This window comes from Candidatus Cardinium hertigii, assembly GCF_003176915.1.
Classification (GTDB): domain Bacteria; phylum Bacteroidota; class Bacteroidia; order Cytophagales; family Amoebophilaceae; genus Cardinium; species Cardinium hertigii_A.
In genome coordinates, this window is record NZ_CP029619.1 from 296,980 (window position 1) to 320,296 (window position 23,317).

Genomic DNA, 23,317 nt, shown 5'->3' on the forward strand with positions numbered 1-23,317 from the left:
TAATAAACGCAAGGCTCAGTGCAAGAGCACCTCTTTTTATAGAATTTAATCAGGTTGGCTTAGGTGCTTAACTTACTTGATGGAGAGACCGGTAACCAAAACTATATCGCCTACTGATAGTATTTAACTATATATACATTCGGAACCATATAGTTCGGGAATCAAGATTGATCGTTAAATGAGAAAAACAACCTATTTTTTCGAAGGATTTAAGATACAAAAAAAAAAGCGCCCTTGGAAAGAGTAGTTCCTAAAAAAGAGATCTGAAATACTAGCAGATCAGCTTATTTGATACAGGCTGGTTCGTTCTGATTTTTAGCTTGAAGTCTAAATTACCCTTCAACTTTTTCACAAGAAGCCTATGGAGAAGCGAGCCCTATTTAAAAAGTAAGGTATTCATTCATAGTAGTTAGGGCATGGTATTTCTTCAAATGAACATTTTACTAGATAACGTGGTACTTCATTATGGTTAAGAATTTTATCAAACAGCATTAATTTATTCCTTGACTCATTTATGTATTCCTTTGATGCAATCAGTCTAATACCTTCTGTAACTGCTGATAGATCCTTTGCTTCATAGATTTTGTTACCTAGACCTTTTATCCCTATATCTCCTTTTTTTGCATTAACGTATCCCTTGTTTAAAACTCCCTTCCATCTTCCTAAGGAATTATTATTTTTAAGTTCTTCTTCTAAATTAGGATGTATAGCTGCAAATAAAGTATATCCTATCCTTATTGCTTGAGCATATTGAATGGGAGTCTTTTTATCATCAATGAGCCAGCCAATTTTATGTGCATTACTATTACTAGACTCCAATGGATTTAAAACTTCTTGTTTGGAAATCTCCCGTTTAATTTTTTGAAAATACTGATGAATTTTTTGAGAATCATTGGTTGCAAATGCTTCTTCAGTAGATAAAGGGACATCTGATTCTGTGTTTTCCTTCTTAGATTTTTGTTTATTCCTTATTATCGCAGGTTGCGTTGGTAACTGTGCTGTTGTTTCATGTGTTATCGATGTGCTTTCCAAGGCTTTTTGTGTAGGTGCTATTAAGCTATTTTCTAATATTTCTTTTTGATCTAAAAGTAGGCGATTGGAAAGATCATCTTGCATAGCAATCTTTATGCATTCTAGAGCTTCGTTATAATGACCTGAATTAGCATATATGATTGATGTACGATATAACAAATCAACCCGACCTACACTAGAAAGCTTTTTTAAATGCTCTTTCAAATTTTTATCGTAAATATTGCTATACGCATCCGCCAATTTTATTTTTATTTGTATCTCATCAGGGAGTTTACGAAACTCGCGTTTATCAGCGAGTATTTTAGTCTTTATAAGATCTTTATAATCCGCTTCCTGTTTTTCATTATCAGTATACAGTAATGCTGTCATTATTATGGATGTCATGTCCGTATAAGAAAACTCCTTAACTTCTTCACACGAAGGAAGTTTTGTATTTTCCGCTATGTTTCTCAGGATCTTTGCACAACGAAAAACATCTGGATGTGCATCACACCATGCCCAAGCTTTGCGAGCATCTAACTTACAATAGACACTAAATAAAGTTTTTATACATTCTGCATCATTTTTATTCATATTATATACTTTTATAAAATACTTTTCAGCCTCTTTATAAGAGTGTTCATGTAACATAATTAATCCATAATTCCAATTATGGTGCGAAATACATGCTTCTAGATTACATGCTTGATCAAAGTTATGACATGGAAGTGCATTCTTTTTAACACCATTAAGTAATTTTTCTGTAATAACTGAAAAATTTTTAGCATGTTCCATCTCACCAATTTGAATAAAAAAAATAGTTAAATGTTGGGACAATACTATTGATTTTTGAAAGTAATCATTGTTAATAATTTCAGTCAATATAGGTTCCTCTATAGATTTTATAGCTTTAGTATAATCAAGAAATAATCGAGCAAATTTAGTGCCTTCTTTAGCCAGTTTAACTAAAGACAGAAATGATTCCTCCAAATCAGCTTTTGAAACTCCTTTCTGTTGATGATAAGAAACTAAACTTGCGCATGCTTTGGTATACGTTTTCCAATTAGCACGTACACCCTCCTCATAGAACTCTAATTTATAATAGACCTTGTCTTTAAGCTCATATGGATAGTAATAAATAGCTTTCTCTGTAGGATTCCTTTTATATACTTTTATTTGTCTGTTTTTTTCTATCCAAGTAGCAAGGGATTTGTTATAGGTGTAGTTGCCTCCTTTCTTTTCTTGGAATATATATAGATTATTCAATAAAGCTACATCTATATCCTTCTTACAACTATTATCACTCAGCATGTTTTTGTTTAATATCTTTTTTATATCTTCCAAGTCTCCATAGGTACAGATTATAATTAACGATTCCTTCTTCACTTTTTCAAAGAGCCTTGCTGCTTCTTCTGATGATGGCGGCAACATATCAAATTTGTTTATGCCTAAGTTGCCAGCTATTCTGTTACAGCCAATGGATACCACTATTATAAAATAGTACAACAAGAAATATAAGATCCTATTTTTTTTATTTTTCATACTGAATCAATAGTTTAAAACAATAGGTTGTTTCCTTAAAATTTATTTTACGCACATTGTGACACAATTTCTGCAATAGTCATTAACTTATCATTTTCTTTACGCTTCTAGCATATAAAGCTACATATAATCTATAAGCTTTGCACTAAGTGCAGTGCTTATACACTATTTCTATAATAAATGTTTTGCACACTTTAGCATCTAGCTAGCAGAAGATCACTCTTTCCAGCGTTATGTGCTAGCTACAAATAACGTTTCTAAAACTTTTAGTTATATCTGAAACTACTATCTAACATAGTTAATCTTAACGAAGCACGCTAGTTCCTATCTTCTGTAAAATACAGCCTTTATTTCTGGCATTTTCTTTTCTGATCAGATCAAATTAGGGAAATGGTGGTTGCAATTACTCCGGCGCTTTGTACGCTTTAAACATTTATTTTAGATCGATCCCAAAAGTTGTAAACTTGTCCCTTTGGAAGGAGGCCATGGCATATTTTTTAATCAAATTGGAAAATAATTTAAAAACCTAAAAAATAATTTACACAGTTAAAGGGACAGAGCCCCCATTGGATTCTGTAATTATCCATTACGGCCGCTCGTTACGCTTGTACAAGTGTACGGATTATAAACGTTACCTATGCATCTGCTGACATAAGCAAGCTTTTATTTGTTTAAAATCATGGGGAGCAAACCAAACGATCGCCTTATCTTTTTTAAACCAGGTCATCTGCTTCTTAGCGTATTGTTTGGTGTTGTGCTTTATTTGGGCTGCAGCCTCTCTTAAGCTATGCTGCTTATTTAAATAGTTAAATAATTCCCTATAGCCTATGGTTTGTAACGCATTACTTGCTTGGTAGGGATAGAGTTTCTCCACTTCTTCTACCAATCCTGCCTCCATCATTGCTTCAACTCGAGCATCTATCTTTTGATACAATGGTTCTTTTTCCTGGGTTAAGCCTATCTTAATAAGATGTATGCCTTTAGCTTGAAGCGGCTCCTTATTAGCTTTTTGCTGACGCCAAAAAGTATAAGACATGCCTGTCTCTAGACAAACCTCTAGCGCCCTTATGATTCTTCGAGGGTTCTTAGGATCTATTATAGTATTATGATACATGGGATCTTCTTTGGCCAGCCATGCTGTTAAATAGGGCAATCCTTTTTTTTCAAGCGTGGTTTGGAGCATGGATCGTATGCTAGGGGCAATAGAAGGCATCTCTATTAATCCTTCGCAAAGCGCTTGCATATAAAGTCCGGACCCACCTACTGCAATAACAACAGAATGATGCAACAATAGGTCATATAAGCAGTCGCGCGCTTCCCCACCGAATTGTCCCGCTGAATAGTTTGCGGTAACAGGCAAGAAAGCTAAGAAATGATGTGGAACGCCCTCTTGTTCTGCTAGGGTAGGTTGTGCCGTCCCAATAGCCATACCCTGATAAAACTGTCTAGCATCTACTGATAGGATCTCAGTTTGGAAATATTGCGCTAGCTTAATAGCTATGGCTGTTTTACCGATGGCAGTGGGGCCTACTATTGTAATAAGGTATTTAGATCGATAGAACGACATAAAATTAAACAAGAAATAAATGTAAACGGATAACCTTATGCAGCAACAAGAAAATGCTATGCCACAAATACGCTCAAATGCATGGATAGTGTATGCTATAAACCTAAATCTCCTACAGAAGAAATACAAATATAAAACAGACCAAAGTTACTTATCTAACAGGCAATCTTAACTTTCAGGAAAATAAAACATTTAAACCATTAAGCAATCCAAAAGCCAAATATAAAAATTTAAAATATAAGCATACATTGCAAACGAAAAGTAAAAATAAAGTACAAAAAAGATGAACCCCAATTAATTACATCTAAAAACAACTAAAGATATAAGCAAAAATGGTTTATTTAATAATGATTTTCCTACCTTATAAAGGAAAGAAGGAATGTCACTTAGGAACAATTTGTAGCCTACCAGGACTTTGGTAGCATAATTCCCTTTGATCCAGCATAGTACGGATTAATGCTATGTATTCTTTTTCCTTTTCAATGGGAACAGCTGCAAGTAGCGCTTTAATATCTTGCTTGCCTTGCGTAATAAGTTCTATAATATAGTCTTTCCCTTTTGCTGTTTCTTTTGCCTTGCTATTCCCTTTACAAACATCACATTGGTGACAAATAATGGATTCTTCTTCAAAATAATCTAATAGTGTACTTAATCGGCAACAACAGTTATTAGTAATATATTGAACAACTGCTTCTATTTGCTTATAAGCTGTTTTATTTTTTTGTTCAATGCGCATTATGTTCAACGGCAATACAGGATAACGTGGTGTTAAAAAGGTAATCTGTGGCTGGTTTTTCTGTGGAAAATATTCAATGACCTTTAGCTGATGTAAGCTATATAGCTGCTTTTCCACTTGCCGTTCTGTAAACTGGATGCATTGAGCTATTTTTTTCTCAGATATTGTACAATAAGGAGTAAACAAGTTACCACCATAAAGCCTCAAAAGGCCTTTAATCAATAAATCATAGGAAAGATGTAAAAGTTGAAAAGCATATAATTCTTTTCTGGACAGCGGACAATACAGCTTGGATGGCTGATAATAGGCCTCGTTTAGCTGAATAAATCCTTCTGATTCTAATACTTTTAATCCATAGTAAGCTAATTTTGTGTCTAGGCCTATACTTTTTTTAAAGTCTTCTAAATCAAAATCATAAGTTATAAAAGCATGAGAGCCTACTGCTATTGCATAATAATTTACCAAATGCTGGTACACTTTTCTAATCTGGTCAGCTGTTGGATAACTTTCTTTCCATCTTTGCCTTAAAGTAATAATATCTTGTAAATCATACAGAAGAATAGCATATGCAGGCCTATTATTACGGCCTGCTCTACCCGTTTCTTGGCAATAAGCTTCTAATGAGGTAGGTAAATCCATATGCATTACAAGAGAGACATCGGCCTTATCAATACCCATACCAAAAGCAGCTGTTGCAACCATTACTCTGGTTTTATTTGCTGCCCATGCTTCCTGCTTGCTCGTTCGCTCTGTCATATTCAAACCAGCATGGTAATAGGCAGCAGTAATGCCATTTTTATATAAAAAATCAGCTACCTTTTGCGTTTTTTTACGGGTGTGGACATATACGATAGCAGGACCAGTCGTATGCTGGAGTGCTTGAAGTAATTTTGCTAACTTATGATCTGTTTGAGTCACCCAATAAATTAAATTGGATCTATGAAAAGTCTGTATAAAGCAGAGCGGATCTGTAAGTTGGAGATGCTTCTGGATATCTAATTGTACATTTTTAGTAGCAGTAGCTGTAAAGGCAACCGTATTAGCCGCAGGAATGGTTTGCTTAAAATGCGCGATCTCTAGGTACGAAGGCCTAAAATCATAGCCCCACTGCGAAATGCAGTGCGCCTCATCTATTACTAACGTAACAATGGACAGAGCAGCCGCACGCAACTTAAAGAGATCCGTGTGCAATCGCTCCGGTGAAACATACAGCAGCTTAACAGGGCCATATAGACAGTTATCTAACCTACGCTCTATTTCCGCGTTAGACATGCCTGAAAAAATAGCCTCTGCATAAATACCTCTTTGCGTTAGCTGTGCTACCTGATCTTTCATAAGTGCAATAAGCGGCGTAACCACAAGCGTTAAACCTTTATGGCATAAGGCTGGTAGCTGAAAGCAGAGTGATTTCCCACTGCCTGTAGGCAATAATACAAACAAATCCCTCCCATCCAAGATACCTTGGATGATCTCTTTTTGCAGTGGCCTAAAGGTAGTATACCCCCAATGCTTCTGTAATAAAATATGGATCCGTTCCATGGCTGCAGCGTATACCACGATTAACCAGCTAAAGGAGGACCCCTTTACGGATTAGCCTTACTTACTTAAAGATCTGGGACTATAACCTCTAACATAGCAGACCGCTGAATAATTTTACAATAGGTTTTGAATGTTTGTATCGCATCTTTTTTTAGTGGTAGGCTTATTTTATTCTCTAAAACATCTAAAATTTCACCCAATAGCCAAAGAGCATGCGGCAATTCCTTTCCTAATGCATGCCAGCTCATACCATAAGGATCCTTAGCTAACCCATCTATAAGTGTTAAGCCCTTTGCAATAGCATTTTTATTTTCATCATATTGAAAATATTTACATTCTTTCAATTCATCAGCACATTGGCTACAAACTTTTTGCCATAGCGCAACACCCATGGGGTTCTTTTTTTCCCATATCTTTAAGACTTCGTGTACCTTCTCTAGGCAATCCAATAGCCTATCTAAGGTATTAGCTGGTTTATCCAGCATAAAGCGCAGGTAACGATAGTAGTCTACTTCCGCTTTGGTCAATATAAATTTTTCAGGTTGTAAATAAATGGCAGCAGCTTTCTCAAAACGCTCCTTTACTTTTGGATCAGCTTCTAATTTTTGTTTTGCCTCTATAACTTTTTTTTCGTTTGAATCGGTTGGATTTTGAATAAAATTACCCCAGCAATCAAAAAAATTCTGTATAGCACGTTCTTCTTTAAGTGCAGGGGAATTGCTTTCTCTTTCTTCTCTGTAATGCTTCCAGATTTCATAGGGGTCTGGCTCTGTACCTGTTGTATGCCATTGCGAAGCCCTATTTTTTAATTTCTGGATGGAGGTATGAAATGACTTTGCCTCAATTAACGTATGAAATTCTTCTAGGGTATAATTGGGTAACACATAGGGGTTGTACGTATAGTAATCTCTTTCTTCTTCTACATTTGAGCATTTTAAATTTGCATCGTTGCAATTACCAGCGTAGACTACAAAGAAGAAAGTTAGCAAACAACCATTTAAGAAATACTTTTTTATAGGCATATTAAAAAAAACAGATTATGAAAACAACAGAGCTACTGTTGAAAACCCTATGCTTCCTGCATATATTTCCCTTATGCAGAAACATAAAAACAAAATAGAATAGTAAGCATAAACTAAGGCGAAATAACCCTAACACATCAATGCTTACATGTAAGCAGGGCCCAACCATTAAAAATAGATAAAATTTATTAAAAGTATAACGGTATAAAACAATCTATCGGTTACATTTTTTCTGGTAATGTAATAGTTAAAAGTTCCATGCTTTTTTGCAGAACCTGCGCCACACAAGAAGAAAGAAACAACCTAAAACTACTGAGGCTAGCATCAGTAACTCTTAATATAGGATAGCTCGCATAAAACTTATTATAAATTTTAGCTAATTCTAACACATAATTGGCTATTATAGAAGGCATATAAGATTGTGCAGCTGCTTCTACTTGGCTTGGAAATAGCGCAAGCTGAAGGATAATACTTTGCTCTAATGGATTAAGCGATAGGTTACCATCAATAGCTGCTGCTTGCCCCATTGCTTGTGCCTTACGCATTAATGAACAAATTCTAGCATAGGTATATTGGATAAATGTAGCTGTATCTCCCTGAAAATCAATAGATTCAGAAGGATTAAATATTATTTTTTTGGCAGGCGCAACCCGCAATAAAAAGAATTTTAAGGCCCCTATTGCTAATACATCGTATAATTGTTGCAATGCTTGGGCGTTAAGTCCCTCTATTTTTTGCGCATCTTCTGTGTAGGATTTAACCGTTTGAACCATTTCTGCTACCAGTTGATCTGCATCTACTACTGTACCTTCTCTGGATTTCATTTTACCATCGGGTAAGTTTACCATACCATAGGATAGATGGTACATGGCAGCAGCATAAGGTCTGCCTAACGTTTCCATAATGGCAAACAAAACTTTAAAATGATACGCTTGCTCGTCGCCTACAACATAAATCATTTTATCAAAATGATAATCCGTATAGCGCAGATCAGCTGTGCCTAAATCCTGGGTAATATATATAGCAGTTCCATCATTGCGTAATAATACCTTTTCTCCTAAACCATACGTAGCTAAATCAACCGCAATCGCCCCCTCCTCTTTGCGATAAAAAATCTTACGTGCAAGCCCCTCCTCTACCACTGCCTTGCCTAATAAATAGGTGTCCGATTCATAATACACCCTATCGAAAGTAATGCCTAACCGCTCATAGGTTTCCTTAAATCCTTCATAGACCCAGCCATTCATCTTCTTCCATAAAGCTATTACAGCAGGATCCCCCTTTTCCCACGCTAGTAACATTTTTTGTGCGGTTTGTACAATAGGGGGCAAGGGTGTGGCGCATTGCTCCTTATAAAGCTGCTCAAATTTTACATAATACTTCCCTACCAAATGATCTCCCTTGATGCCGCTGCTTTCTGGTGTTTCACCTTCCCCAAACTGTGCATAGGCTACCATAGATTTGCAAATATGTATGCCCCGATCATTGATGAGGTTGACTTTAACTACTGAGTATCCAGCTGCCTCTAATATAGCAGCCAAAGCACTCCCTAAAAAATTATTACGCAAATGGCCTAAATGCTGTGGCTTGTTGGTGTTAGGGCAGGAAAATTCAATAACTACCTTACTGTTTTTGCGTGCCAAACATCCATAAGTAAGGTCTCCCTTAATAGCTTTTAAAATAGCTAGCCAAATGCTATCCCGAATCACAAGATTTAAAAAACCACTTATGACGTTGTAGGAAGCCACCAAGTCCGTATGCTTTTGCATCCATTCCCCTATCTTCTCTGCCAAATGCATCGGTTCTTCCTTACATCTTTTAAAATAAGGAAACAACGGTATAGAAAAATTCCCTTGGAATTCTTTTCTGGTAACCTGTATAGGAGATATTTCTCCCTCTATGTTTAAATGATAAAGTGTTAAAAATGCCTGCTTTAAAGCGGAGAAAAGTTTGGCTTCGAGTTGCATGGTAAACAATTGTGCGGCTTGCTATACCCCTATCAAGGAGTAGGCTCCGTGCTATCTAAAACTTCTTCTAACAAACGTGCCACCAATTGCGGATTGGCTTTATTTTGACTTTTTTTCCTAATTTCACCCATAAACATAGCAAATAATCCTTTTTTTCCTTTTTGATAGGCAGCTACTTTATCTGGATAAACGGCTACCACTTCCCGAACAAGCGCTTTTAAATTACCTGTATCACTATCCTGTATAAGATTTAACGCCAAAGCAAGCTCTTTAGGGGTGCGGTCTACTTGTTGCAATAATAATGGAAACAATTGATTCGCTGCAGCAGAAAAGTTAATGGCACCACTTTCTACGAAGGCTACTAAAGCAGCCATCTGCTGTACAGTTAACGGAAATTCCGCTAACGATAGCGATTGTGTATTTAGGTAACCTTTAACAGGCCCTAGTAACCAATTCGCAGCAGCTTTATAATAACGCGTATGTTGGCAAAGCTGATCAAAAAATAAAGCAAAAGCTTTATCCTCAACTAGCACAGTGGCTGCATAATCCGGTAGCCCATATGTTTCTTTAAATTTTTGCAGGTAGGCTTCGGGCAGTGGAGGGATGGTTGCTTGAATGGCTGCAATCCATTCTGCTGAAACCCACACAGGGGGAATATCTGGCTCTGGTAAATAACGGTACTCACTAGCTGTTTCCTTGGCACGTAAGCTAATGGTTATACCTGAAGTGGCCTGAAAATTTCTCGTCTCCGCTGTAATAGATTGACCTGCCTCTAATAAGGCTGTTTGACGCGCTATCTCATGTTCTATAGCCAACTGCACATGACGCATAGAATTCATATTCTTTATTTCCACTCTCGTACCCAATAGGGTGCTCCCTTGAGGCATTACTGAAACATTGGCATCACAACGCAAGGAAGCTTCTTCCATATTTCCATCACAGATTTCTAAATAGCGAACTAGTTTACGTACCGCTGCTAAGAAGTGATAGGCCTCCCTCCCTGTTTCTATTGTTGGAGCTGTTACCATCTCCACTAAGGGAATCCCTGCCCGATTATAATCTATTAAAGTAGTACCTTCTACTATGCCATGTAACGATTTCCCCGTATCTTCTTCTAAATGCATACGGATAAGCGAAATCTTTTTTTTTGAATCGGGCAACGTTATAAAGCCGCCTTTACAAATGGGCGTGGCATCTTGGGTAATTTGAAACCCTTTGGGTAAATCTGGATAAAAATAACTTTTTCGTGCAAAATAATTCACTTCTGTTATTTCTGATTTACAGGCTAACCCTAGCTTAATGGCATAATCAAAAGCTGTTTTATTAACCCATGGTAAGGCCCCCGGATAGGCCATGGTAATAGGACTTACATGGGTATTAGGTAGTGCCCCATATTCCGCCCGCTCTGGAGCAAACATTTTGCTATTGGTAAGCAATTGAATATGGATTTCTAATCCAATAACCGCTTGATAGTGTTCTTGGGTGCACATAAAATTACATAAAGAGCGTAATTTAATAACGCTTTAGTTCGAATTTTTCTCCCAGATAGAGCCGCCTCACTTGCTCATCTGCTGCCAATTCCTCTGCTGTCCCTTCCTTAAGAAGCGCCCCTGCAAATAGCAAATAGGCTCTATTGGTAATAGAAAGCGTTTCATCTACATTATGATCTGTAATCAATACACCAATATTATTGTTTTTCAGTTTAGTTATAAGCAGTTGAATTTCTTCTACTGCAATAGGATCTACTCCAGCAAAAGGCTCATCCAACAAAATAAACTTAGGATCTATAGCCAATGTTCTTGCTATCTCCGTTCGGCGACGCTCGCCCCCTGAAAGCAGATTGCCTTTACGTTTCCTAATATGGGTAATGCTAAATTCTTCCAATAGCCTTTCTAGTTTTTCTTTCCGTTCTTGCTTGGATAAATCACGCATCTCTAAAATGGCCATGATATTCTCTTCTACCGTTAATTGCCTAAAAACGGAGGCCTCCTGCGGTAGATAGCTAATCCCCTTCTGCGCACGCTTATACAATGGTAAAGAGGTGATACAAGTATTGCCTAGATAAATATTGCCTGCATTGGGCTTAATCAGCCCCACTGTCATGTAGAAGGTAGTGGTCTTGCCCGCACCATTGGGACCTAATAACCCTACAATTTCACCAGGAGAAACCGACAGGGAAACCCCCTTTACTACCTTACGGCCTTTATATGATTTGGTTAGGGAATGAACATATAATTGCATAATTTAAATTATTTATGGTATAATACCCACTGAAACGCTGTTTGATTGCTTTCTCCTCAGCACAATGATAGGATATTCCCCCTAACTTAATCAAATTAATCAAAAAGCGGCTATAAAGTTTAATCTTCCAGTTACTGCATTACATGTAAAATTACGGTAATTTATGGAAATTACAGCTGCTCTTTTAACATTTATAAAGAAATCTATGCAGGTTAAAGCATAAAAAAACATATATTTGATGCCATGATAAAAATCTTTTCCCATTTCACGTTAGGTTTTCATCGGCTTCTATCTATCAAAATTAACCCTTAATTTGCAAAACCAATACGTACGTTGCCGTTTGTTATAGACAATAAAACATCTTTTTCTAAAGATCGAACAAGCTTGCGCACTACGGCGGTGTATGGCTCTATTTTTTTAAGACTATAGGTACGCGAGATTAGAGAGGTATGTAAAAATCTGATACAATGAAACTAATAGATACCTATATTTACCGGAAATTCTTTTCAACTTTCTTAGTTGCGCTTAGCATCACAACTTTGCTAATTATTTTTATACATTTAACAGAGAATGTGAATCATTTAAAGAAGGAACATCTATCATACAAACAAATAGGGCATTATTACTGCCTATTATTGCCTTATATGCTAAGTTTATTAATGCCCATTATTGTTTTTGGAACTACCATTTGGGTTACAACTAGATTAGCGCAAAGATCAGAGATTATTGCCTTATTAAGTGGTGGAATCAGCTTTCATCGCATCCTACTGCCCTATTTTATGGTTGCTTGCTTGCTTACAGCTGCTAATTTCTATTTAACAGGTTGGTTGTTAGCTACCACCAACAAATCAAGGCTCTTATTTGAATCTAAATACCTCAATAATACAGTCCTAACTTCCAATCCCCCCGCTTACATCCACCTTAAGATAGGTTCAAATCAATACTTGCATGTCAATACATACTATCCCTACAGTTATACAGGATACCATGTCTGCTTAGATACCTTTCAACATGCTACACTTATAGAAAGGATACAGGCTGCCAAGATCAAATGGGATCCCAAAGCTCAAACATGGGTATTGCAATCCTGGCAAAGACGTTTGTTTTCCTCTAAAAAAGAAACGCTTACAGAAGGGGATAAGCTGAAGCTTCCTTTAGCAGTAGATCCAGAAGATTTTTCTATTAATCCTAGACTAAGAGAAGGCTTAACCCTACCAGAACTAGATTTACATATTCAGAAGCTACTGCTTAAGGGCAATGACAGTGTACGTTTCTTTATAGCAGAAAAATACATTCGATATATGACGCCTTTTGCTATTATTATCCTTATTACGTTAGGTTTCTTAGTAGCTGTACATAAACCTAGAGGTGGTATAGGCAGGCAAATTACTTTAGGCTTTGTCCTAGCTGGCTTATATATAGCGCTTTTTCTATCAGCTAAAATCATAACAGAGGCACAAAGTAACTACCCTTTATTGGAAATATGGCTACCTAATATCATTTTCTCTTTAATCTGTATTATTTTTTATATACTGGTTCCTAAATGATAGGCATCTTGGTGTAGGTATACTATATATGTTTTAAATCAGTTTTACCTTTGTAAAAGTTATGGACATGGAACGCAAAGCACTTATTTTGACCGTAACAGTAGCCGACTATAGATTTCCAGAAAATTTTAGTTGTTGGTGTGCAGGTACATTGGAAGCCAAAGGGGTTCCTACCGTATTAGAAATTCTAGAAATTCCTAAAGAAGCTATGTCCCACGAATCTTTACAGCTACAAGCAGCACAACTCAACCGGTTAGAAGAACTGCTTCTCTTATCAGACCTATTGCTCCTTATTCTACCTTCCCACCAAAACATGCTCCCTACTGCTTTGGCTCCTTCTATTCAACTACTGGCTAGCAAAAAGCATTATAAAAAATGTAAGCTTATTACTATTGGAATGGATGTTACTAAAAAATCTAATGAAATAGACTATGATTTGGCTTTTAATTATTCTTCTGATCAGTTATATAAGCAACTTGGACCAATACGTTGCACAGCACCTACTCAGATTCAAGATAGTCCCACTGGTGATATGTGCCCGCTCTTCGCAGCATCTTATGATAGCCTCTGTTCACTTATTCAACAAATATTAGATATGGGATCAACGGAGTGTACAACTAAGGTTTAATTATCCACCTTGTATATTCGTATCGTACTATAATGGTATATTTAGGTAGCACATGTTGACCCTGTCCTAAGAATTATTTATCATTAGGTAATTTAAGGGGAAACGTAAAATGGGATGTAATGAAAATGAAAAACTTATTCAATGCACAACCAACATAAAAATAGCAATCATAAAATTATATATCTTATAGGCAAACCTGGCATAGGAAAATATACCATTAGTCAAGAATTGTCCAAATTTGGTTATGTTATTTGTGATAATCACTTGATTAACAATCCTATTTTATCCTTATTGCCCTATGATGGATTGAGTAGTGTCCCTGAATCTATTTGGTCTACCATAGCTCACATTAGGCATGTTGTCTATAATTTTATTGAGCAAGAGGCGTATAATAGTTATGTTTTAACCAATGTTTTATATGAAGTAGAAACGGATCAGCTCATCTACCAAGCAGTAGAGCAAATGGCAGAAAAGCGTAAATCACTATATATCCCTGTCAAATTATCTATTTCAGAAAAGGAGCATGTAAAACGTATTGTGAACCCTTCTAGAAAGATAAGATATAAATCAATAAACCCTGAAGATGTATATATTAAATATAAACTTATCGAGATAAGTCATCCCAATTTGCTTGAGTTGGATGTTACTACACGCAGTGCGAAGGAATCAGCTGAAACCATAGTAAGACATATCTCTTGTTTACAGTAACAAATGCACTTTACGCAGCTACCCTATTGATACCATTCATTGCTAAACTTGACCTATTATGCTTTATCTAATTGTTATCGGTAGTATTATGCTACTACTTATCGGGTTGTTTGTATGTCATAGTTTGCGTAACGCGTCCATTAGCGCTTTAAAAAACAGCCTTGTTAATCTAGAAAGGGAATTAGAAGAAAGTAAAAACCAAGCCAAATTATTACAGCAAGAGCATTTGAAAGTCAGTAATGAATTAGCCACTGCATGGGCGCACAACAGCCATTTAAAGGAGAAAATAGCTGAGCAAGATGCTTCCGTCAACCAGCTCCAGACACAATTAACCATTCATTTTAAAAACATAGCCAATGAACTATTAGAGGAAAAGAATAGAAAATTTACAGATCAAAGTCGATTGCAAGTAGAGCAATTATTAACACCACTGAGTGAAAAAATTACGCTTTTTGAGAAACAAGTAACCCAATACAATCAAGAAAATCTAGCCAGAAATGTAGCTTTACGTACAGAATTAAAACAGTTACACGAGCTTAATATTAAAATTACCCAGGAAGCTGAAAATTTAACCAAAGCGTTAAAAGGGGATAGTAAGCTACAGGGGGGATGGGGTGAATTTATTTTAGAAAATATCTTGATACAATCAGGACTTGTTAAGGATAGGGAATATATAGTACAACCTGCTATTACAACAGAAGAGGGACAAAAATTTCAGCCAGACGTAATTATTAAACTTCCAGGCAGTCGCAATATTATTATTGATTCCAAACTATCATTAAGCCACTATGAACAGTTTTTTAATACGGAAGATAGCATACAACGTATGGCGCATCTTAAGCAGCATGTTCATTCCATTAGACGTCATATTAAAACCTTAAGTGAAAAACGCTATCAACTAATTTATGGGCTACAAAACTTAGATTTTGTATTAATGTTCATCCCTATTGAACCAGCCTTTGCGTTAGCTATTCAAGAGGCTGTAACACTCTTTAATGAGGCCTATGAGCGTAATATTGTTATTGTTTCCCCTTCCAATTTAATTGCCACGTTGCGGACAATTGCCAATTTATGGCGCCAGGCCCATCAAAATCAAAATGCTTTAGAAATTGCCGCACAAGGAGGAGCACTGTATGATAAATTCGTTTCTTTTATAGAGGACATTAAGAATGTAGGTCGTCAGTTGGATTTAACACAAAAAAACTATCTAGAAGCTACTAAAAAATTATATGAGGGAAGGGGAAGTTTGGTATCCAGGGCACATAAGATGAAGCTATTGGGTGCACGCACCAGTAAGGTTCTGGATCAACAACTCATAGATAGAGCAATGCCTCATGAAACAGAAGAAGCACCTACCCCATAAGTGTGTACCCCACACGCAATAGCTCCTCCACTACCAACTTATAATAGAAGGTAGAAAAGATTATATTATAGCTGGTTCTTAAAGGCAGTAAATAGCACAAACAGTTAACGGAATTCAAACCAACACAAATAATAAGCATACGTTTTTTTATTTTATCGTTCATATATATATATATGAACCTCAATACTAAACGCACCTTAGGTAAATAGGCAGGTATTACTTGTATAACAACTAAGAACATCATTACGACCATGGAACAACCTATACATTATATAGATAGCCTTCTTATAGGAATATTTTTACTCGTGACGTTTGCCATTGGGTTTTATTACGGAAGAGGTATCAAAACTTTTCAAGAGTATGCGGTTGGAAATAGAAAGATGTCTACCATGACGCTTACTACCTCTCTTATAGCAACCATTTATGGTGCAAAGGCGTTGTATATTGGCTTAAATCAGCATTACCAAAAGGGTATTTATGCATTTATGTATTTAAGTGGATCGCTTAGTGTCTACCTAGCTTCTAAATTTTTAATCGTGAGAATGAAAGAATTTATAGGTAACCGTTCCATGGCAGAGTCTATGGGAACTATATATGGTCCAGCCGTACGCGTCTTAACAGCTCTGTTAGGCATTGTATTATGTGCAACTTTATTAGCTACTCAGATTAAACTGGGTCTTAATATAACCACTAAATTATTTCCATATAATGCACCTTATCAGATTATAATTATTTTTCTATTGGTTATCTGTTATGCTACTTTTGGAGGGATCAGAGCAGTAGCATTAACAGATGTTTACCAATTTTTTCTTTTTGGTCTTTATGTTCCCCTATTAATTTGTACACTACTGTATTATAGTAATGATTTACTAATTGATTGGAAACGCATTACAGCCATTCCTCAATTTAACCTAAATAAAGTACTTACATGGGATGATACCTTAAAAAATTCATTAAGTTGGTTATTTTGGTGGTCTCTTTTTACTAGTTGTAATCCTGCTTATATACAACGTTTTTATATGGCATCTACTGTACAACAAGCTGTTAAGGTCTTTAGGAATAGCAGTTTGATTCGGATGTTTTACTTTACGCCATTATTTTTATTTACTGCAATAGTATTGCATATGAAAAAAAATGGCACCTATCCTTACCAAGATATACTCGATTATATTATTCATCTAAGCTATTGGCCAGGTATGCAAGGTATTTTTATAACAGCTGTCTTTGCCCTATTGATGTCTACCGCTGATTCTATTTTACATATTGCCTCTGTTTTATTTACCAATGACATATGGTCTGTCCTAACAAAGGCAAACAAGCACAAAGCTGCTCAACATCAACTTACCGTTGCGCGTATAGTTTCTGTTGTAATTGGTTGTATTAGCCTTACTATTGCATTTTTGTCTACTAGTATTACAAGCTTTTTAGAGAAAACAGGTGTGGGTTTCTTTTATCACCTGGCTGTTTCCATTCCTTTTATCATAACCTGTTTAGGTTTTAGACCCCGCTCTATTGTAATTTTTATAGCTATGTGCCTCAATACAATGATAGGCATATATGCTTCTTACTATAAGCTTAGCCATCACCTTACTATTATTATTATTGCCAGTATACTTAGCCTATTCATTCCGCACTATTTACTCCCTAAATTACCCAACACTGGTTGGGTGGGTGTTAAAGATAACACTGACTGGAAACTACAAAATCAACTAACCAAACGATGGTGGCAAACAAAATGGCAGCGGATTAAAATGCCTTTTACATCAAGCTATCAAGCCATTATTTTTCCTAAAAGGACAAGTACATTTATGTTATTAGGCGCTTACCTAATTATTAGTTCGGTCTTAGCACTTTATCTTATCCATAAAGCCTATTTTTTACCCTACGTGTACCTCTATATGGCTATTATGGCTATAGGTACCATTATAGCAATTTACCCAGCATTTCATTCCTATAAAAAGGAAGGTTCTCCTTTACTATATAAATTATGGCCCACATTACTTTTTCTATTACTTTTTATTATTCCTTTTCAATTTGTTAAACTAAGCCACTACACCCCTACAGTTTGTGCTGTTTTAATTTTTAACGTTGGTTTAACTTCAGTACTATTGTCTTTAGAAAACAGCATCACAATGCTATTTCTAACCATAGGTATCCATCAATTTATTCCTCCTTATCTAGATTTTAGCAATTTGCTTTTGACAAATAGTTCGAATGTTACTTCCATAGAACTTATTGTAACGACGGCAATTATAACAATTACACTGGTAGGCTTTGGTATTTATAAACAGCTACGAGATAAATCCGTTTCTAAAGGGAAGATTATGGAAATTACCCGAGCCTATGAGCAGCGCATTGCGCTAGAGGCCATCTATAGCCAAGCGCATTGGGCTAAATTGGATGCCACTGCTGGAGGTAACCTCTTACGAGAAATGGGCCATGCACTACAAGAAACCAGTGAGGCCCTCTATAAACAGGATCCAACTGGTTTACGAAATGAAATAGCATTCTTTAATAAAAAATTACAAAAATTCAGTGATTGCCTACTATGGAGAGCCCAAGAAGAACGCAGCCTAAAACTCAATAAAAAATCTATACAGTCCATCCTACTTGAACCAACTATTTTAAAAGTAAATCAGCAAATATTGGACTTAGGAGAACCGCTAGCGCTCTTATTGCGGAAACAAACAGACGTAGCTGAAATAGCAGTCGATCCCGCCTTGCTGGAGTGTTTGCTGCTGCTCAACCTATGGGCAATCAGCAAGAGCCAACAAGCTACCGATCATATCGTAACCTTAACCCTTGCTGCTACTATCTTGCAGTATGGTTTGGGAGCAGAGGCTTCGGCTAATCAAATGCCCTTAACCTTACCTGCGCTGGCTTTCTGCTTTAGTACGGATACGATCCTACCAACCCTACAACCTAGTTATAGTATCCCAGCAATGAATGCAAATGTTACCCTACCTGCTAGTGAAGCGCAGTTTTATCAATTAGAAAGCAAACAAATCGTAGAGGCTCATGGAGGCTATGTAGAAATAATAGAAAGCCCAACAAAGGTAAGCTGCCTTTACGTATTCCCGCTGGATGGCCGTAAGGTTATGCGCTTTAAAACGTATGATCCTGTTGATCTGTTAGCTAATACCCTAGCTGAAACGGAGGAAAGCTTGGCGCAAGAGCAGGAGCTAATAGGTTTACTTACTACACAAACTACGCTTAGCGCAGAACGTATACAGCAAACCATTGCCTTTATTAAAAACGCTCATGGTTTAGTACGGCGTAAATCAGGTGCCCCCTACTATACCCATCCGATGGCAGTGGCCAAACTGCTGTTGGAGGCTACCCAGGATCCAGACACTATCCTGGCTGGTTTGTTGCATGATATCGTAGAGGATACGCCTGTTACGTTATCTCAGCTGGAGCTGATGTATGGCGCTGAGGTAGCTGCTGTGGTCGATCAGGTTACCCATTATAATACCAATGGGTATCCTTGGGAATTAGATAAATTAGAAGATAGAAATAGGCTCCACCAATGTGAGGACATATGTGTGGTACAAGTAAAGTTGGCGGATAGGTTGCATAATATGCGCACCTTATATGCCCGCAAGACATCCGATCAACAGCGTATAGCTAAAGAAACCTTAGCTTTTTATATACCGTGGGGAACAAAGCACCACGTACCTCAGCAATGGCTAGCAGAAATGCAGCGTATTTGTGAAGGGATTATTGCTAAGCAGCTTTAAAGTAAATACAGTGCCTCTTTATACAAGGTTCTTTTCCCGCGCCAAAATCTACCTGTAAAGGCTAATGCTACTACGCATTACTCTAGGCATAGGTTATTACACAATAATAATAGTTGCTATTAGGTATAGTAATTATTTTTCTGTAAATAAAAGCAAGTAATCATTATAAACTTAGTAAGATAAATTTATTACAACGCAATAATAAAAGAGAGATGGTAACGCATATTGATTTTATAATTATAGGGTTATCCTTAATGGGGACACTGGTTATTGGGATTTACTACGGTAGAGGTATCAAGACTTTCCAAGAGTATGCTGTAGGGAACAGAAAAATGTCTAGCAGCGTAATTGCTATTTCCCTTATAGCTACTATCTATGGCGGTTCAACCCTGGGAGTTCGCCTGGATCAAAACTATCGACAAGGCTTTGAAATACTTATTGCGCACTCTATTCTAATAGTTCCTATGCTCTATCTTTTTTCCAGGGTTACTATTCCAAGAATGAAAGAATTCGAGAAACATTTTTCTATAGCAGAATCTATGGGAAGCTTATATGGGTCAGCTGCTCGCATTATTACCGCTCTACTTAGTATCCTGTTAGCTATCGCCTATCTAACCACCCAGATTAAGGTTGGTTTTGAAATAATGTCCATTCTATTTCCTAAAATAATATCCTTTCAAACTTATTCAATCATACTTTTAACCTTATTGGTTATCGCCTATGCTGCATTTGGAGGGGCGAGAGCGGTAGCCATAACAGATGTCTACCAATTCCTCCTTTTCGGACTCTGCTTCCCTATGCTCATTTTCGTGCTACTATTTTCTACGGAAGATTTAGCAACAGGCTGGCAAAAACTTACTGCTGTACCGCAGTTTAATTTAAACAAGATGTGCACAGGGCATACCTTAACAAGCTTACTTCCTGGCTTTATATTTAGGCTTTTAGTTCTAGTTACACCTGCCTACATACAACGCTTTTACATGGCTTCTTCTATAGGGCAAGCTGCAAAGGTTTTTAACAAAATTACCATAGCTCCCTGTGTGATAGCTTTGCTTATTTTCAGTGTTGCAGCAGCTTTGCATATACATGGAGATAACATTTCATCCAATCAGAATGTCCTTCACTATGTCCTTTCTCTTGCCTATTTCCCTGGTATGTTAGGTATATTGGTAACAGCTATGCTAGCGTTGCTGATGTCTACCGCTGATTCTCACTTACATATTTCCTCTGTTTTATTTACGAATGACCTATGGCCTTTTGTAGCTAGGTTTACCAAGTCGGATAAGCCATCGCTCAAAATTGTACGTATCGTCTCTTTGGGTATAGGAGTCATTAGCCTTCTGATGGTATTCCATACAACCAGTATTCTGCAATTAATGTACAAAATATTTTACCTTTATGACCCCGCTGTTTCAGTTCCCTTTATAATAGCTTGTTTGGGATTTAGGCCTAGATCCCTTGTTGTGCTCATAACCATGGGTTGGAACATAATCGTAGCAACGTATTTTATTTTTTATCAAAAGCAAACTATAACCCATAATCGCGTTATCCTTTCAATGATTGTAAGCGCAGGTAGCTTGTTTGCCTTACACTATCTGCTTCCCAAACGCCCTCATACGGGTTGGGTAGGTATCCCAGATAGCAGTGCATGGGATTTGCAAAATCAAATCACCAAACGCTGGTGGCTGGCACGGATGCAACGGCTTAAAATGCTTTTTACAAGGTCCTATCGTGTAAATATTTTCCCTACCCAAGAACGTACCTTCGTAGCGGTAGGCTGCTATACCATCATTCATGCCATTATCGCATTGTGCTTTATCCAAAGGCAGTATTTCCTTCCCTATGTATACCTCTATATGGCTGTTATGGCCTTGGGAACCATCCTAGCGCTCTACCCAGCCCTGCATGCTTATCGAAAGGGAGGAACACCGCTGCTGCATAATCTATGGCCTATGCTATTGTTTCTTCTGCTTTTTATTGCGCCCCTCCAATTTGCTAAACTAGGACACTATAGCCCTATGGTTTGTGCATTATGGGTTGGTAGTCTAGGCTTAGGTATCGTTTTACTTTCACTAGAAACAGGCAGTATCCTGTTAGCTGTAGCGTTAGGGATACATCAAACTATACCGCCTTATACGCCCTGTTTAGCTTTAGCTGGTTGGGGGCTTTCTATGGAGCTTGTGCTCGCAACAGCTCTTGTATCAATCACACTAGTAGGATTTCTCCTGTATAAATACCTACGAGACAAAGTAACCGCTAAACTTAAAGTTATCGAACTTACTAGAACCTATGAACAGCGCATTTCCTTAGAAGCCATCTATAGCCAAGCGCATTGGGCTAAATTGGATGCTACTGCTGGAGGCACCCTTTTACGAGAAATGGGCCATGCACTACAAGAAACTACTGATTTTCTTTTTAATAAGGATCGATCTGTTGTACAAAACGAAATAGCATCCTTTAATAAAAAGCTACAAAAATTCAGCGATTGTCTGGCATGGAGAGCCCAAGAAGAACGGAGCTTAAAACTTAATAAAAAATCTATTCAGTCCATCCTACTTGAACCAACTATTTTAAAAGTAAATCAGCAAATATTGGACTTAGGAGAACCACTAGCGCTCTTATTGCGGAAACAAACAGACGTAGCTGAAATAGCAGTCGATCCCGCCTTGCTGGAGTGTTTGCTGCTGCTCAACCTATGGGCAATCAGCAAGAGCCAACAAGCTACCGATCATATCGTAACCTTAACCCTTGCTGCTACTACCTTACAATACGGCCTAGCAACAGAAACTGCGGCTGATCTCCCTTCCTTAACCTTACCTGCACTGGCTTTCTGTTTTAGTACGGATACAAGCCTACCAACCCTACAACCTAGTTATAGTATCCCAGCAATGAACGCAAAGGTTACCCTACCTGCTAGTGAAGCACAATTTTATCAGCTAGAAAGCAAACAAATCGTAGAAGCCCATGGGGGCTATGTGGAAATAATAGAAAGTCCAACGCAGGTAAATTGCCTTTACGTATTCCCACTGGATGGCCGTAAGGTTATGCGCTTTAAAACGTATGATCCTGCTGATCTTGTGGCTAATAAAATAGCTGAAACAGCGGAAAGCTTGGCGCAGGAGCAGGAATTGATAGGGTTACTTACGGCACAAACTACGCTTAAGGAGGAGCTTATACAGCAAACCATTGCCTTTATTAAAAAGGCCCATGGTTTAGTACGACGTAAATCAGGGTCCCCCTATTATACCCATCCCATGGCGGTGGCTAAACTGCTGTTAGAGGCTACCCAAGATCCAGACACCATCCTAGTGGGTTTGTTGCACGATATCGTAGAGGATACGCCTGTTACGCTTCCTCAGATAGAATTGATGTATGGCAGTGAAGTAGCTGCTGTGGTCGATCAGGTTACCCGCTACAATACCAATGGGTATCCTTGGGAATTAGATAAGTTAGAAGATAGAAATAGGCTCCACCAATGTGAGGACATATGTGTGGTACAAGTAAAGCTGGCAGATCGATTGCATAATATGCGTACCTTATCTGCCCGTAAGCCATCCGACCAACAGCGTATAGCTAAAGAAACCTTAGCTTTTTATATACCGTGGGGAAAGAGCCATAAGGCACCTCAGCAATGGATGACAGAAATGCAGCGTATTTGTGAAGGGATTATTGCTAAGCAGCTTTAAAGTAAATACAGTGCCTCTTT

At 37.4% G+C, this 23,317-nt stretch carries 13 protein-coding genes; 6 read left to right on the forward strand and 7 right to left on the reverse strand.

Going from position 1 to position 23,317, the window contains the following annotated elements:
• Positions 1–396 precede the first annotated feature (396 nt).
• From DK880_RS01180 to lptB, 7 genes are all read right to left on the reverse strand, one after another.
• The gene (locus DK880_RS01180) at positions 397–2,553 is read right to left on the reverse strand and encodes a hypothetical protein (protein WP_109997018.1); all 2,157 of its coding nucleotides are present in this window, start codon (positions 2,551–2,553) and stop codon (positions 397–399) included.
• A gap of 631 nt (positions 2,554–3,184) precedes the next feature.
• On the reverse strand, positions 3,185–4,120 hold the full coding sequence (miaA, locus tag DK880_RS01185; RefSeq protein WP_109997019.1) for a tRNA (adenosine(37)-N6)-dimethylallyltransferase MiaA: 936 nt from the start codon (positions 4,118–4,120) through the stop codon (positions 3,185–3,187).
• A 382-nt stretch (positions 4,121–4,502) separates the two neighbouring features.
• Positions 4,503–6,395: a RecQ family ATP-dependent DNA helicase gene (locus DK880_RS01190; RefSeq protein ID WP_109997020.1), complete on the reverse strand. Its 1,893-nt coding sequence runs from the start codon at positions 6,393–6,395 to the stop codon at positions 4,503–4,505.
• Positions 6,396–6,460: 65 nt separating this feature from the next.
• A complete protein-coding gene (locus DK880_RS01195; RefSeq protein WP_109997021.1) occupies positions 6,461–7,417 on the reverse strand; it encodes a hypothetical protein in 957 nt (318 codons plus the stop codon).
• A gap of 221 nt (positions 7,418–7,638) precedes the next feature.
• The gene (gene argS / locus DK880_RS01200; protein ID WP_109997022.1) at positions 7,639–9,384 is read right to left on the reverse strand and encodes an arginine--tRNA ligase; all 1,746 of its coding nucleotides are present in this window, start codon (positions 9,382–9,384) and stop codon (positions 7,639–7,641) included.
• 32 nt (positions 9,385–9,416) lie between these two features.
• Positions 9,417–10,874, reverse strand: coding sequence for an Asp-tRNA(Asn)/Glu-tRNA(Gln) amidotransferase subunit GatB (gatB, locus tag DK880_RS01205; RefSeq protein WP_109997023.1), 1,458 nt, complete (start codon positions 10,872–10,874; stop codon positions 9,417–9,419).
• A 22-nt stretch (positions 10,875–10,896) separates the two neighbouring features.
• On the reverse strand, positions 10,897–11,625 hold the full coding sequence (gene lptB, locus DK880_RS01210) for an LPS export ABC transporter ATP-binding protein (RefSeq protein WP_109997024.1): 729 nt from the start codon (positions 11,623–11,625) through the stop codon (positions 10,897–10,899).
• Positions 11,626–12,092: 467 nt separating this feature from the next.
• On the opposite strand from lptB, the gene DK880_RS01215 reads away from it, so the two are divergent.
• From DK880_RS01215 to DK880_RS01245, 6 genes are all read left to right on the forward strand, one after another.
• Complete coding sequence (locus DK880_RS01215; RefSeq protein ID WP_109997025.1) at positions 12,093–13,172, forward strand: LptF/LptG family permease; 1,080 nt, start codon at positions 12,093–12,095, stop codon at positions 13,170–13,172.
• A 67-nt stretch (positions 13,173–13,239) separates the two neighbouring features.
• Entirely contained in the window at positions 13,240–13,800 is a 561-nt protein-coding gene (locus DK880_RS01220) for a hypothetical protein (protein ID WP_162534087.1), read from the forward strand.
• A gap of 141 nt (positions 13,801–13,941) precedes the next feature.
• Positions 13,942–14,508 carry a hypothetical protein gene (locus tag DK880_RS01225; RefSeq protein ID WP_109997027.1) on the forward strand — a complete coding sequence of 189 codons (567 nt, stop codon included), beginning with the start codon at positions 13,942–13,944 and terminating at the stop codon, positions 14,506–14,508.
• Between the two features lie 88 nt (positions 14,509–14,596).
• Positions 14,597–15,871 carry a DNA recombination protein RmuC gene (locus DK880_RS01230; RefSeq protein WP_239302529.1) on the forward strand — a complete coding sequence of 425 codons (1,275 nt, stop codon included), beginning with the start codon at positions 14,597–14,599 and terminating at the stop codon, positions 15,869–15,871.
• Between the two features lie 251 nt (positions 15,872–16,122).
• Positions 16,123–19,611, forward strand: a complete 3,489-nt coding sequence (locus DK880_RS01240) for a sodium:solute symporter family protein (RefSeq protein ID WP_109997030.1) — start codon at positions 16,123–16,125, stop codon at positions 19,609–19,611.
• Between the two features lie 212 nt (positions 19,612–19,823).
• Positions 19,824–23,297: a sodium:solute symporter family protein gene (locus DK880_RS01245; RefSeq protein WP_109997031.1), complete on the forward strand. Its 3,474-nt coding sequence runs from the start codon at positions 19,824–19,826 to the stop codon at positions 23,295–23,297.
• The last annotated feature ends 20 nt before the right edge of the window (positions 23,298–23,317 follow it).